Origin of the sequence: Thiocapsa sp. (assembly GCF_018399035.1) — a bacterium.
In the GTDB taxonomy this organism is placed as follows: domain Bacteria; phylum Pseudomonadota; class Gammaproteobacteria; order Chromatiales; family Chromatiaceae; genus Thiocapsa.
The window spans coordinates 1,543,757-1,556,224 of sequence record NZ_CP073760.1; the positions used below are offsets into that span (position 1 = coordinate 1,543,757).

Annotated in this window: 14 protein-coding genes; 4 read left to right on the forward strand and 10 right to left on the reverse strand. The window is 63.2% G+C overall.

The window, feature by feature from the left end:
* Nucleotides 1-828 precede the first annotated feature (828 nt).
* Nucleotides 829-1,944 carry an Rpn family recombination-promoting nuclease/putative transposase gene (locus tag KFB96_RS07175; protein WP_213501851.1) on the reverse strand — a complete coding sequence of 372 codons (1,116 nt, stop codon included), beginning with the start codon at nt 1,942-1,944 and terminating at the stop codon, nt 829-831.
* 148 nt (nt 1,945-2,092) lie between these two features.
* Here KFB96_RS07175 and KFB96_RS07180 point away from each other — a divergent pair, with 148 nt between their 5' ends.
* Nucleotides 2,093-2,260, forward strand: coding sequence for a hypothetical protein (locus tag KFB96_RS07180; RefSeq protein ID WP_213501853.1), 168 nt, complete (start codon nt 2,093-2,095; stop codon nt 2,258-2,260).
* A 203-nt stretch (nt 2,261-2,463) separates the two neighbouring features.
* Here KFB96_RS07180 and KFB96_RS07185 read toward each other — a convergent pair whose 3' ends face one another.
* The 4 genes from KFB96_RS07185 to KFB96_RS07195 all read right to left on the reverse strand — a co-directional run bounded on the left by KFB96_RS07185 (nt 2,464) and on the right by KFB96_RS07195 (nt 6,894).
* Nucleotides 2,464-3,591 (reverse strand): Rpn family recombination-promoting nuclease/putative transposase, encoded by a 1,128-nt coding sequence (locus KFB96_RS07185; RefSeq protein ID WP_213501856.1) that lies wholly within the window; start codon nt 3,589-3,591, stop codon nt 2,464-2,466.
* Nucleotides 3,592-4,073: 482 nt separating this feature from the next.
* A complete protein-coding gene (locus KFB96_RS26505; protein WP_300971365.1) occupies nt 4,074-4,529 on the reverse strand; it encodes a hypothetical protein in 456 nt (151 codons plus the stop codon).
* The gene (locus KFB96_RS26510) at nt 4,465-5,130 is read right to left on the reverse strand and encodes an Rpn family recombination-promoting nuclease/putative transposase (RefSeq protein ID WP_300971366.1); all 666 of its coding nucleotides are present in this window, start codon (nt 5,128-5,130) and stop codon (nt 4,465-4,467) included. The genes KFB96_RS26505 and KFB96_RS26510 overlap by 65 nt, the downstream gene beginning before the upstream one ends.
* A gap of 672 nt (nt 5,131-5,802) precedes the next feature.
* Complete coding sequence (locus tag KFB96_RS07195) at nt 5,803-6,894, reverse strand: Rpn family recombination-promoting nuclease/putative transposase (RefSeq protein WP_213501858.1); 1,092 nt, start codon at nt 6,892-6,894, stop codon at nt 5,803-5,805.
* A gap of 730 nt (nt 6,895-7,624) precedes the next feature.
* Here KFB96_RS07195 and KFB96_RS07200 point away from each other — a divergent pair.
* On the forward strand, nt 7,625-8,617 hold the full coding sequence (locus KFB96_RS07200) for an IS110 family transposase (RefSeq protein ID WP_213501860.1): 993 nt from the start codon (nt 7,625-7,627) through the stop codon (nt 8,615-8,617).
* Nucleotides 8,618-9,269: 652 nt separating this feature from the next.
* Here the strand turns inward: KFB96_RS07200 and KFB96_RS07205 are convergent.
* Together KFB96_RS07205 and KFB96_RS07210 are read right to left on the reverse strand one after the other, a co-directional pair.
* Nucleotides 9,270-9,545, reverse strand: a complete 276-nt coding sequence (locus tag KFB96_RS07205) for a DUF4351 domain-containing protein (protein ID WP_213462741.1) — start codon at nt 9,543-9,545, stop codon at nt 9,270-9,272.
* A gap of 239 nt (nt 9,546-9,784) precedes the next feature.
* Nucleotides 9,785-10,066 (reverse strand): hypothetical protein, encoded by a 282-nt coding sequence (locus KFB96_RS07210; protein ID WP_213462740.1) that lies wholly within the window; start codon nt 10,064-10,066, stop codon nt 9,785-9,787.
* 350 nt (nt 10,067-10,416) lie between these two features.
* Between KFB96_RS07210 and KFB96_RS07215 the strand changes: the two genes are divergently transcribed.
* Both KFB96_RS07215 and KFB96_RS07220 read left to right on the forward strand, forming a co-directional pair.
* Complete coding sequence (locus tag KFB96_RS07215; protein ID WP_213462739.1) at nt 10,417-10,698, forward strand: type II toxin-antitoxin system RelE/ParE family toxin; 282 nt, start codon at nt 10,417-10,419, stop codon at nt 10,696-10,698.
* Between the two features lie 14 nt (nt 10,699-10,712).
* Nucleotides 10,713-11,024: a HigA family addiction module antitoxin gene (locus KFB96_RS07220; RefSeq protein ID WP_213462737.1), complete on the forward strand. Its 312-nt coding sequence runs from the start codon at nt 10,713-10,715 to the stop codon at nt 11,022-11,024.
* Between the two features lie 352 nt (nt 11,025-11,376).
* Here KFB96_RS07220 and KFB96_RS07225 read toward each other — a convergent pair whose 3' ends face one another.
* From KFB96_RS07225 to KFB96_RS07235, 3 genes are read right to left on the reverse strand one after another with little or no spacing between them, the layout of a single operon-like run.
* Nucleotides 11,377-11,700, reverse strand: coding sequence for a nucleotidyltransferase domain-containing protein (locus KFB96_RS07225; RefSeq protein ID WP_213462918.1), 324 nt, complete (start codon nt 11,698-11,700; stop codon nt 11,377-11,379).
* A gap of 2 nt (nt 11,701-11,702) precedes the next feature.
* Nucleotides 11,703-12,110: a nucleotidyltransferase substrate binding protein gene (locus KFB96_RS07230; protein ID WP_213462735.1), complete on the reverse strand. Its 408-nt coding sequence runs from the start codon at nt 12,108-12,110 to the stop codon at nt 11,703-11,705.
* A gap of 36 nt (nt 12,111-12,146) precedes the next feature.
* Entirely contained in the window at nt 12,147-12,422 is a 276-nt protein-coding gene (locus KFB96_RS07235) for a transposase (RefSeq protein ID WP_213462733.1), read from the reverse strand.
* Nucleotides 12,423-12,468 lie beyond the last annotated feature (46 nt).

Below are 12,468 nucleotides of genomic sequence, written 5' to 3' on the forward strand. Positions count from 1 at the left end.
TCGCTCGGTGGTCCGGGAAGCGTCTGCGGCGGCGCTTCTGGCACGCTACCGCCCTACCCTGTCATGAATAGGCATCAAAAACAAAAGCATGGCGAAATTGCGTCGTCTTCCGTCTACCGGAAGGCAGGCGCATCCTATATCAGAGATTCCGCGGCAACAAGGATCGAGCGCTGGGTGTAAGCCCAAAGTCGTCATGTCCCCTTCGTGCAAAGCATGTGTAGGCTCAGCAAGCGGCGTCGGTGCGGCCCTGCGCAAGCTCAGTCAGGCGCAGACGCATCTGCCACAGCTCCAAGACGGAAAGCGCGTTGATGGTGAGGGCCACTAACTCGCTCCCACGCTCCGCGTGGGAGTGTCGCCCCGACGCTCTGCGTCGCGTGGCGCGGGGTGCAGCGCAGGCAGGGCGCGTCGGCAGGGTGGCCGACCGGGATCTGCACATCGTCTCGCAAGTCGGTTACGGTCCGCACAACGACCGACCCTACGGTTGGTAAGCGGATCAGGATCGCGGTTCACCTGGAACCCGGTAGGGTCCGCTGTGCGGACCGGGGGCGGCTGATACGGCGTCGATGGTGCGCATGTCATGGCCCGCGGCATCGACGGGGCGGGTTCTGCGGCCTCGGCGTGGCGGCGGTCAAACGACGCTGTTGAGGTGCGCGGCGGTTGCGGTCCGCACAGCGGACCCTACGGTTTCCCCTCCGGTTTCCCCTCGTTCCCAAGCTCCGCTTGGGAATGCGGCCCGCAAAGCTCTGCTTTGCGTGTCTGCTCCGGGAAAGCAGAGCTTCCGGTACCGGGTTCCCAAGCGGAGCTTGGGAACCAGTTAACCCGCTAAAATCAGTGTTCCTCGCCAACACTCATGTGCCGTACCGCGCGCAACCAATCCTCTCCGTCGGGACTGATGAGCAGTTGATCGCCGAGGTCTTCCAACGTCCGAAGTTCGGCGATGCGCGCCAGCAACGGTTCGGTCTGCTCGGCGATCGTCAATCCAAAACGACGGCGTACCTGACGGACCAGGATGTGGCGGGTCGCCTCGCGACCTTGCTCAATGCCTTGCTCCAAGCCTTGCTCCAAGCCTTGCTCCAAGCCTTGCTCCAAGCCTTGCTCCAAGCCTTGCTCCAAACCTTTCTCCAAGCCTTGCTGCATCCCTTCTCGTTTCCACTGATCGGTCCAGCTTTCCAGATTCTCGGCCAACATGTGATACACCTCGCTCAGTTCGCCAAGGGGTGGCAGTTGCACGCCGGGCAGGCGCTTGGGCAAGAAGACGCGACCGAACCAGACCGCGAAGTCACGGCGCAGACCGGTCTGTTCCGGCGCCTTGAGCCAGTCGAGCAAGGCGTGCACGATGCCCATCGCCTCGTCCGCGCCGCGGCTGGCCTCGAGCCGAAACAGGGCCGCACTGAGGTTGCGCTCGGGCAGGGAGCCGGCGTTGGCGATGCGCTGCTCGTCGAGCAGCAGGTAAGCCTGTCGCGGGCGATAGCACTCGAGCAGCGGCGGCGCCGGCTCGATGAGCGGCTCCAGCGTCTCGGCAGCACGCCAGGGCGTGACACCATTGTAGAGCACCACGGGCAGCACGGGCGGCAGACGTCCTGCGGCACTCAGGGTCCCGGCGCGTATGAGATCCTGGTAGAGCAGCCCGAGGTAGGTCTGGATGCGCACGGCCATCCAGGGATCGACGGTGGATTGGAATTCCAGCAGCAGGTAGATGTAAAGCCAGTCGGGGCCCCAGCGCAGGCGCCAGACGATGTCGTCGGCGCGGTCGCGCAAGTCGTCGGTCACATAGCTCCCGCTGCAGCGCTCGAGGGTCTCGAGGTCGAGCGCTTGGACCCAATCGCCGGGCACGAAGCCGCGCAGCAGGTCGCGCACCATGGCAGCGTGGCCGTAGAGCAGTTTGTAGCCGCTGTCGTGGGTGGGGCCGCGCCGCTGTGCCTTGGATGTCTTGGGTGTCTTCATATGACTGATCGATTTCCCTCGCTGTTCTCTCGTTCCCTCGCCCCCGCAACGCTCTGCTTTGCGCCTCTGCTCTCGGGAAGCAGAGCTTCCAGTACCGGGTTCCCAAGTGTAGCGGCGACTTCAGTCGCCCATAAGCCTCGGCGCGGGCATGTCGGGGCGACTGAAGTCGCCGCTACCCTTCTTCGATCTCGGTACGGGCGTCTCGGGGCGACTGAAGTCGCCGCTACCCTTCTTCGATCTCGGTACGGGCGTCTCGGGGCGACTGAAGTCGCCGCTACCCTCTTCGATCTCGGTACGGGCGTCTCGGGGCGACTGAAGTCGCCGCTACCCTTCTTCGATCTCGGTACGGGCGTCTCGGGGCGACTGAAGTCGCCGCTACCCTCTTCGACCACGGCGCGGGCGTCTCGGGGCGACTGAAGTCGCCCCTACCCTCTCTGCTTTGCGTGGCTGCTCCGGGAAAGCAGAGCTTCCGGTACCGGGTTCCCGAGCGGAGCTTGGGAACCAGTTAACCCGCTAAAATCAGTGTTCCTCGCCAACACTCATGTGCCGTACCGCGCGCAACCAATCCTCTCCGTCGGGACTGATGAGCAGTTGGTCGCCGAGGTCTTCCAACGTCCGAAGGTCGACGATGCGCGCCAGCAACGGTTCGGTCTGCTCGGCGATCGTCAATCCAAAACGACGGCGTACCTGACGGACCAGGATGTGGCGGGTCGCCTCGCGACCTTGCTCAATGCCTTGCTCCAAGCCTTGCTCCAAGCCTTGCTCCAAGCCTTGCTCCAAGCCTTGCTCCAAGCCTTGCTCCAAGCCTTGCTCCAAACCTTTCTCCAAGCCTTGCTGCATCCCTTCTCGTTTCCACTGATCGGTCCAGCTTTCCAGATTCTCGGCCAACATGTGATACACCTCGCTGAGTTCGCCAAGGGGTGGCAGTTGCACGCCGGGCAGCCGCTTGGGCAGGAAGACGCGACCGAACCAGACCGCGAAGTCACGGCGCAGGCCGGTCTGTTCCGGTGCCTTGAGCCAGTCGAGCAAGGCGTGCACGATGCCCATCGCCTCGTCCGCGCCGCGGCTCGCCTCGAGCCGAAACAGGGCCGCACTGAGGTTGCGCTCGGGCAGGGAGCCGGCGTTGGCGATGCGCTGCTCGTCGAGCAGCAGGTAAGCCTGTCGCGGGCGATAGCACTCGAGCAGCGGCGGCGCCGGCTCGATGAGCGGCTCCAGCGTCTCGGCAGCACGCCAGGGCGTGACACCATTGTAGAGCACCACGGGGAGAACCGGGGGTAGACGCCCTGCGGCACTCAGGGTCCCGGCGCGGATGAGATCCTGGTAGAGCAGCCCGAGGTAGGTCTGGATGCGCACCGCCATCCAGGGATCGACGGTGGATTGGAACTCCAGCAGCAGGTAGATGTAAAGCCAGTCGGGGCCCCAGCGCAGGCGCCAGACGATGTCGTCGGCGCGGTCGCGTAGGTCGTCGGTGACGTAGCTCCCGCTGCAGCGCTCGAGGGTCTCGAGATCGAGCGCTTGGACCCAGTCGCCGGGCGCGAAGCCGCGCAGCAGGTCGCGCACCATCGCGGCGTGACCGTAGAGCAGTTTGTAGCCGCTGTCGTGGGTGGGGCCGCGCCGCTGTGCCTTGGATGTCTTGGGTGTCTTCATATGACTGATCGATTTCCCTCGCTGTTCTCTCGTTCCCTCGCCCCCGCAACGCTCTGCTTTGCGCCTCTGCTCTCGGGAAGCAGAGCTTCCAGTGCCGGATTCCCAAGCGGAGCTTGGGAACCAGCTCAAGTGTAGGGGTCGCCCATAAGCCTCGGCGCGGGCATGTCGGGGCGACTGAAGTCGCCGCTACCCTTCTTCGATCTCGGTACGGGCGTCTCGGGGCGACTGAAGTCGCCGCTACCCTCTTCGATCTCGGTACGGGCGTCTCGGGGCGACTGAAGTCGCCGCTACCCTTCTTCGATCTCGGTGCGGGTGTGTCGGGGCGACTGAAGTCGCCGCTACCCTCTTCGATCTCGGCGCGGGTGTCTCGGGGCGACTGAAGTCGCCCCTACCCTCTCTGCTTTGCGTGGCTGCTCCGGGAAAGCAGAGCTTCCGGTACCGGGTTCCCGAGCGGAGCTTGGGAACCAGTTAACCCGGTAAAATCAGTGTTCCTCGCCAACACTCATGTGCCGTACCGCGCGCAACCAATCCTCTCCGTCGGGACTGATGAGCAGTTGGTCGCCGAGGTCTTCCAACGTTTGGAGGTCGACGATGCGCGCCAGCAACGGTTCGGTCTGCTCGGCGATCGTCAATCCAAAACGACGGCGTACCTGACGGACCAGGATGTGGCGGGTCGCCTCGCGACCTTGCTCAATGCCTTGCTCCAAGCCTTGCTCCAAGCCTTGCTCAATGCCTTCTCGTTTCCACTGATCGGTCCAGCTTTCCAGATTCTCGGCCAACATGTGATACACCTCGCTGAGTTCGCCAAGGGGTGGCAGTTGTACGCCGGGCAGGCGCTTGGGCAGGAAGACGCGACCGAACCAGACCGCGAAGTCACGGCGCAGACCGGTCTGTTCCGGCGCCTTGAGCCAGTCGAGCAAGGCGTGCACGATGCCCATCGCCTCGTCCGCGCCGCGGCTGGCCTCGAGCCGAAACAGGGCCGCACTGAGGTTGCGCTCGGGCAGGGAGCCGGCGTTGGCGATGCGCTGCTCGTCGAGCAGCAGGTAAGCCTGTCGCGGGCGATAGCACTCGAGCAGCGGCGGCGCCGGCTCGATGAGCGGCTCCGAGCGTCTCGGCAGCACGCCAGGGCGTGACACCATTGTAGAGCACCACGGGGAGAACCGGGGGTAGACGCCCTGCGGCACTCAGGGTCCCGGCGCGTATGAGATCCTGGTAGAGCAGCCCGAGGTAGGTCTGGATGCGCACCGCCATCCAGGGATCGACGGTGGATTGGAACTCCAGCAGCAGGTAGATGTAAAGCCAGTCGGGGCCCCAGCGCAGGCGCCAGACGATGTCGTCGGCGCGGTCGCGCAGGTCGTCGGTGACGTAGCTCCCGCTGCAGCGCTCGAGGGTCTCGAGATCGAGCGCTTGGACCCAGTCGCCGGGCGCGAAGCCGCGCAGCAGGTCGCGCACCATCGCGGCGTGACCGTAGAGCAGTTTGTAGCCGCTGTCGTGGGTGGGGCCGCGCCGGCGTGACTTGGATGTCTTGGGTGTCTTCATATGACTGATCGATTTCCCTCGCTGTTCTCTCGTTCCCTCGCCCCCGCAACGCTCTGCTTTGCGCCTCTGCTCTCGGGAAGCAGAGCTTCCAGTACCGGGTTCCCAAGTGTAGCGGCGACTTCAGTCGCCCATAAGCCTCGGCGCGGGCATGTCGGGGCGACTGAAGTCGCCGCTACCCTTCTTCGATCTCGGTACGGGTGTCTCGGGGCGACTGAAGTCGCCGCTACCCTCTTCGATCTCGGCGCGGGCGTCTCGGGGCGACTGAAGTCGCCGCTACCCTCTTCGCCACGGCGCGGGTGTCTCGGGAGTGTGTAGGGGCGACTTCAGTCGCCCATAAGCCTCGGCGCGGGCATGTCGGGGCGACTGAAGTCGCCGCTACCCTTCTTCGATCTCGGTACGGGCGTCTCGGGGCGACTGAAGTCGCCCCTACCCTCTTCGATCTCGGTACGGGCGTCTCGGGGCGACTGAAGTCGCCGCTACCCTTCTTCGATCTCGGTACGGGTGTCTCGGGGCGACTGAAGTCGCCGCTACCCTTCTTCAATCTCGGCGCGGGTGTCTCGGGGCGACTGAAGTCGCCCCTACCCTCTCTGCTTTGCGTGGCTGCTCCGGGAAAGCAGAGCTTCCGGTACCGGGTTCCCGAGCGGAGCTTGGGAATCAGTTAACCCGCTAAAATCAGTGTTCCTCGCCAACACTCATGTGCCGTACCGCGCGCAACCAATCCTCTCCGTCGGGACTGATGAGCAGTTGGTCGCCGAGGTCTTCCAACGTCCGAAGGTCGACGATGCGCGCCAGCAACGGTTCGGTCTGCTCGGCGATCGTCAATCCAAAACGACGGCGTACCAGACGGACCAGGATGTGGCGGGTCGCCTCGCGACCTTGCTCAATGCCTTGCTCCAAGCCTTGCTCCAAACCTTGCTCCAAGCCTTGCTCCAAACCTTTCTCCAAGCCTTGCTGCATCCCTTCTCGTTTCCACTGATCGGTCCAGCTTTCCAGATTCTCGGCCAACATGTGATACACCTCGCTGAGTTCGCCAAGGGGGGGCAGTTGCACGCCGGGCAGGCGCTTGGGCAGGAAGACGCGACCGAACCAGACCGCGAAGTCACGGCGCTGGCCGGTCTGTTCCGGTGCCTTGAGCCAGTCGAGCAAGGCGTGCACGATGCCCATCGCCTCGTCCGCGCCGCGGCTCGCCTCGAGCCGAAACAGGGCCGCACTGAGGTTGCGCTCGGGCAGGGAGCCGGCGTTGGCGATGCGCTGCTCGTCGAGCAGCAGGTAAGCCTGTCGCGGGCGATAGCACTCGAGCAGCGGCGGCGCCGGCTCGATGAGCGGCTCCAGCGTCTCGGCAGCACGCCAGGGCGTGACACCATTGTAGAGCACCACGGGCAGCACGGGCGGCAGACGTCCTGCGGCACTCAGGGTCCCGGCGCGTATGAGATCCTGGTAGAGCAGCCCGAGGTAGGTCTGGATGCGCACGGCCATCCAGGGATCGACGGTGGATTGGAATTCCAGCAGCAGGTAGACGTAGAGCCAGTCGGGGCCCCAGCGCAGGCGCCAGACGATGTCGTCGGCGCGGTCGCGCAGGTCGTCGGTGACGTAGCTCCCGCTGCAGCGCTCGAGGGTCTCGAGGTCGAGCGCTTGGACCCAATCGCCGGGCACGAAGCCGCGCAGCAGGTCGCGCACCATCGCGGCGTGACCGTAGAGCAGTTTGTAGCCGCTGTCGTGGGTGGGGCCGCGCCGCTGTGCCTTGGATGTCTTGGGTGTCTTCATATGACTGATCGATTTCCCTCGCTGTTCTCTCGTTCCCTCGCCCCCGCAACGCTCTGCTTTGCGCCTCTGCTCTCGGGAAGCAGAGCTTCCAGTACCGGGTTCCCAAGTGTAGCGGCGACTTCAGTCGCCCATAAGCCTCGGCGCGGGCATGTCGGGGCGACTGAAGTCGCCGCTACCCTTCTTCGATCTCGGTACGGGCGTCTCGGGGCGACTGAAGTCGCCGCTACCCTCTTCGATCTCGGTACGGGCGTCTCGGGGCGACTGAAGTCGCCGCTACCCTTCTTCGATCTCGGTGCGGGTGTGTCGGGGCGACTGAAGTCGCCGCTACCCTCTTCGATCTCGGCGCGGGTGTCTCGGGGCGACTGAAGTCGCCCCTTGTATGTTCTGTTCTGAAGGGATTGACAAGGAAAGCGATAAACGGACTTTATGAAGAGTGCCCGGGAAGCCGTTCGCCCCTTGTATGTTCTGTTCTGAAGGGATTGACAAGGAAAGCGATAAACGGACTTTATGAAGAGTGCCCGGGAAGCCGTTCGCCCCTGAAGCCTGGATGTCGTGTTCCGCTGTTCAGAGCTTGCATGTAGATGGGCTCCCCGCCCTCTTCGCCCATACCGAAGAGTATCCGAGGCCGTGGACATGTCCGGGAGCCTGCATACACAAGGTCGGTAGGCGAGGGTACAGGGTCGGGGAACCGGGAATCATAATATCGCGTTGCATCCTGAAGAGACAGACGATGAATACAGCCGGAATCGATGTGGCCCACAAGACCCTGGCGCTGGCCGTCAGCACCGAGGAGAAGCTCGGCAAGGTCCGCGAGTTTGCCAACACACCAAGCGGTCATGCCGCGCTGATTAAGCGCCTTGCAAGGTGCGCGGGTGGAGCGGGTGTGCCTGGAGGCGACCGGCAGCTATCACCTGACCTGGCGCTGGCCATCGATGCGGCCGGGTTGGCGCTCATGGTGCTCAACCCCAAGGCCGCCAAGCGCTTTGCCGAGGCCTTGCAGACGCGCAACAAGAGCGATGCGGTCGATGCCGGCGTGCTGGCGCAGTTTGCCCGGCGCATGCCGTTCGAGCCGTGGCGGCGCCCGGCGACCGAGGCGCTGGAGCTGCGTGCCTGTTCACGGCGCTTGGAGGCGTTGGTGGTCGATCGCACGCGGGCGAAGAACCAACTCCACGCCCTGTTGCAAAGCACCACCACGCCGGCCGTCGTGCTGGAGGACGTGCGCCTGAGCATCCACCAGTACACCGCCCGGATTGATGCCCTGCGTGACTGGGCCGATGCGCGCATCAGCGCCGACGAGGAGCTTGCGCAGGTCTACCGGCTGCTCACCGGCATCCCCGGCATCGCCGCCGCCAGCGCCATCCAGCTCATGGGTGAGCTGCTGGTGCTGCCCGAGGACATGCGTGCCAAGCAATGGGTCGCCCTGGCCGGACTGGATCCGCGCCAGAGCACCTCGGGCACCAGCGTGAACAAACCCCCGCGCCTGAGTAAGGCCGGCAACGCCCACCTGCGCAAGGCGCTGTTCATGCCCGCGCTGAGCGCCGCGCGCCATGAACCGCACGTCAACAGCTACTACACGCATCTCATCGAAGCGCGCGGCCTGAAGAAGATTCAGGCCATCTGCGCGGTCATGCGCAAATTGCTGCATGCCATCTATGCCATGCTCAAGCACCGCCAAGCGTTCGACGGCAGCCGCTTCTGCTTGCTTCGCGAGGCCGCGGCATGAGCACCTCGGCGATGTCCGCCACGGCACCCTCCTCGGTTGGCCCGACAGCACGCGCGTGGCCGTCCAAGAGCCGCCGACAAGACGAGCGCGTTCAACCACCACGGCGCAGGGCATTCATTGATCAAAAACCAGCAGCAGTCGCGTCGCAGACGCTCGCAGCCAGCAGCGGCTTCAGTGCGGCGCAGTGTGGGCAACGGGTGAATGAGTGTGGTCAAGGTGGGGGCAACCCGCCGGGAGCGGGTTGTCCCCGGCTTGTCCACACGCCCGCTTGCGGCATTCACGCGTTGTCCACACGGAGTCCGCCCGCGCCCCACCCGCAGCCAAGCCCCATCCATCATCGAAGGTGGGTCCGATGGGGTTGGCAGCTGCTCAACGACCATCCCGCCGAAACAACGATGAGGATAGAAAAAAATGATGGATAGGAGGCAAATCGGACTTGCGTCAGAACAGAGTATCTACCCTCTCTGCTTTGCGTGGCTGCTCCGGGAAAGCAGAGCTTCCGGTACCGGGTTCCCGAGCGGAGCTTGGGAACCAGTTAACCCGGTAAAATCAGTGTTCCTCGCCAACACTCATGTGCCGTACCGCGCGCAACCAATCCTCTCCGTCGGGACTGATGAGCAGTTGATCGCTTGGCGGGTGGCCTCGGGTGATTTCAGTGGCGACTGAGCCAGGTGTCGAGGTCGAGGGTGCTGGTGAAGTCCAACAGGTCTTCGCCGAGGGTTTCGAGTTGCTCGGAGGGAAGTGACTGGATGCGCTGGCGATGGGGTTCGGGAACTTGTCCCAAGCGGCGCCTCAGTTGACGCAGTCCCAAATCGATCTCACCCTCGTGGCGGCCCTGTTCGGTCAATCTGGCGGCGTCTCCGGTCATGGTATTGGCCGCTTGCGGATAGCGCTGACGGTCGAGTTCCCACTCATTCTCGTCCTGCATGGCGTCGATGTCGATGACGTCGGCCTATTTGCGCCGGCGCTCGGCGATCCCGGCAATTGGGCCTTTTTCAGCGCGCTTCCGACGACGTCGTCCAGCGTCTGCACGCTACCCGCATAGAGCCACAGGCGGCGGCCTTCGAACAGGCACTTGGCCAGCGCGAGATCGACCGACTCGCACCAGGGTTTACGCCCGACACAGCTGTCGACGGCGACATTCACATCCAGCAACAGATCCATGGCTCAGCGGTCCTCTTGCAACGCAAAGGCGTCGAGACGTTGCTGTTGCTTGTCGGTCAGGTCCGGTACCTCATCGTCCGGCAGGGGCGCATTGCGGATGGCATCCAGCTTTTCGCGCATGGCGCAGGCACGCGCGACGACCTCCTGCGGCAGGTCGTAGGGACTCTCGCGGGGTTCGATCTCGTCGTCCGGTACCTCGACGACGACCCTCAGGGTGTCGTGTCTGAGTTTCACGGGGGTGATGAACTCGAGTTTGCCGTGGTTGTAGATGGCTTCGACTTGCATGGGCGTGCTCTGGGGTCGGGGTGTTGTTTTTGGCCACGGTAAAGACACGGAAGAACACGGAAAGGGGGGGAACTCTTCATAATCGCTCCCATGCTCCGCCTGGTCGTGTCTTCGGGACACGCTCCGCGTCCCTGTCGCCGGGGCGTTGCACTGTGCATGGCGGGCGGTCGCCGTTGTCGTCGGTGATCCGGTGCGGTATGGGCGCTCTAGCTTTGGATCGTGACGCGGAGCATCGGGGCTATATCCCCATGCGGAGCGTTGGAGCAAGTCTTTCTTTTGACAGACCGGACGAGCAACACCCAGCCCGACAGCTGTTGACACGCGTCACGTGACACACTAACTTGCTAAAAATGATCAAAAGCTTCGCAGATCGCGAAACGCAAGCCCTTTACGCGACCGGTAAGGCAAAACATCTGCCACCGGATATCCAGAAGCGCGCCGCGCGCAAACTCGAGTATTTGGACATTGCCGTTTGCCTGCAGGACTTGCAAGTGCCCCCGGGGAACAGATTGCATACCCTTTCGGGTGACCGCCAAGGCCAGCACTCCATCGCGATCAACGACCAATGGAGGATCTGCTTTCGTTTCGAAGATGGAGATGCCTATGACGTTGAAGTCTGCGACTACCACTGAAACAGGTTAGAACCATGAGCATCGAGAACACCGGCATCAAACGCAGACCCACCCATCCCGGGGAGATCCTGCGCGAAGATTTTATTCCGGATTACAACCTGAGTGTCGCCGAGCTCGCACGCTATTTGGGTGTGTCGCGTCAATCGATCAATGAATTACTCAAGGAGCGCCGCGCCGTGAGTCCGGCGATGGCAATTCGCCTGAGCCGACTGTTTGGTAACTCGCCGGAATTTTGGCTCAACGCCCAAAGGGGAGTCGACCTTTGGGACGCAGCACGATCCATCGAGAAGGAAGTCAACCGGATCAAGCCGTTGGCGGCGGCTTGATCCGCCGGCGAGGCCCTCACGGCGCTCACTTCGGCGTTTGACCTCCGCCCGTCCGGGAAGCGCCATCCCGGCGCGTCAAGCCGCTGAAAACCGCTTCTACGCCCAGCAGAAGCGCGTTTGGCGCGGGTTCCGAGAGCGTCGCGTGGGGCGCGACCCTGCCGGCCGTCGGGGCGGTGGAAGCGGACGACTGCAAGTCGTCGATCCCGGGGAGGGGCCGCTTCGCGACGCGCGGCGGCGTTCGTCGCCCTGCTGCCGGCTCGGCGAGTGCTCGGTGCGCGCGGCGTTGTGGCCGACCTGTTGGGCCTTGGAGCGGTTTTCGACGTTGATGACGGGCATGAGGACCGGGGAAAGGTTAAGGGTGGTTTTGGGGGCGGCGTTGGTAGAATATCTTTCCCGCGCGTTCGATGTGGTCTCTTAGGCCGGCGTGATCGATGTGGTCGAAGAGGGAGAGATCGACTTGGTAGGGGATCGGCGACTCGTCGAGCTGGGTGGCGATTCTGCCTAGGGTGTCGAGATCGAGACCCTGACCGATCAAGGTGAGGTCGATGTCGGAGCCCGGCCGGTCATTCCCCTTAGCACGCGATCCATAGATGAGCGCTTTTTCCACAGCAGGCACCTTGGCCAGAATCTCGCGGATGATGCGGATGGTGGTCTGTGGCAAGCCAAATTCGAGCATGGTCAAGGTTGCGCGACAAAACGCTGCTCAAGTTCCAGAAACGCCTTGTAATACCGATCAACGATGGCGGTGGCCAGTGCATTTGCCACGGATTGATTGTAGGTATGGCTGGATAGATTGCGTTTTTCGATCATGTCCATCCACACCTCTCCATCGCTCACCAATCCCTGTTTAAAGGCTTCGCGCACGGTGCTTCTAGAGCCGATCAGTCCTTGGATGCCTTCCATTTCGAGATAATCCTTCAATACCTTCCAGGCGAGCTCGTGGGTAAACTCGAACCCTTGGATCAACCCCTGCTGCTCGAGATCCGACAGGGGACGCTGTTGCTCGAGCTGGATGGCGAGCGTGAGCTTATGCAGGGCGCGCTGATAATTATCGAAGCGTTGTTTCCATCGAATATCATGCGTCAAGACTCATCTCCATCAGCCATTGAAACTGCGTCGACTCTAGGGTTCGTCTACGGCACTCATGCTCCGCACGGCCTGCAAGCAATGGCTTCCGTCCGGACTGATGAGCAGTTGGTCGCCGAGGTCTTCCAACGTTTGGAGGTCGGCGATGCACGCAAGCAACGGTTGTGTCTGCTCGGCGACCGTTGGACCAAATCGGCGTCGCACCAGACGGACCAGGATGTGGCGGGTTGCTTCGCGACCTTGTTCCAAGCCTTGTTCCAAGCCTTCTCGTTTCCACTGATCGGTCCAGGTTTCCAGATTCTCGGCCAGCATGTGATACACCTGGCTGAGTTCGCCAAAGTGGAAATAGGGGACGTAC

Coding starts and splice junctions, on each gene's coding strand:
- KFB96_RS07175 (WP_213501851.1), bottom strand. CDS start 1,944: ATGAAGACACCCAAGACATCCAAGGCACAGCGGCGCGGCCCCACCCAC.
- KFB96_RS07180 (WP_213501853.1), top strand. CDS start 2,093: ATGTCGGGGCGACTGAAGTCGCCGCTACCCTTCTTCGATCTCGGTACG.
- KFB96_RS07185 (WP_213501856.1), bottom strand. CDS start 3,591: ATGAAGACACCCAAGACATCCAAGGCACAGCGGCGCGGCCCCACCCAC.
- KFB96_RS26505 (WP_300971365.1), bottom strand. CDS start 4,529: ATGGGCATCGTGCACGCCTTGCTCGACTGGCTCAAGGCGCCGGAACAG.
- KFB96_RS26510 (WP_300971366.1), bottom strand. CDS start 5,130: ATGAAGACACCCAAGACATCCAAGTCACGCCGGCGCGGCCCCACCCAC.
- KFB96_RS07195 (WP_213501858.1), bottom strand. CDS start 6,894: ATGAAGACACCCAAGACATCCAAGGCACAGCGGCGCGGCCCCACCCAC.
- KFB96_RS07200 (WP_213501860.1), top strand. CDS start 7,625: ATGAATACAGCCGGAATCGATGTGGCCCACAAGACCCTGGCGCTGGCC.
- KFB96_RS07205 (WP_213462741.1), bottom strand. CDS start 9,545: ATGCAGGACGAGAATGAGTGGGAACTCGACCGTCAGCGCTATCCGCAA.
- KFB96_RS07210 (WP_213462740.1), bottom strand. CDS start 10,066: ATGCAAGTCGAAGCCATCTACAACCACGGCAAACTCGAGTTCATCACC.
- KFB96_RS07215 (WP_213462739.1), top strand. CDS start 10,417: ATGATCAAAAGCTTCGCAGATCGCGAAACGCAAGCCCTTTACGCGACC.
- KFB96_RS07220 (WP_213462737.1), top strand. CDS start 10,713: ATGAGCATCGAGAACACCGGCATCAAACGCAGACCCACCCATCCCGGG.
- KFB96_RS07225 (WP_213462918.1), bottom strand. CDS start 11,700: ATGCTCGAATTTGGCTTGCCACAGACCACCATCCGCATCATCCGCGAG.
- KFB96_RS07235 (WP_213462733.1), bottom strand. CDS start 12,422: ATGCTGGCCGAGAATCTGGAAACCTGGACCGATCAGTGGAAACGAGAA.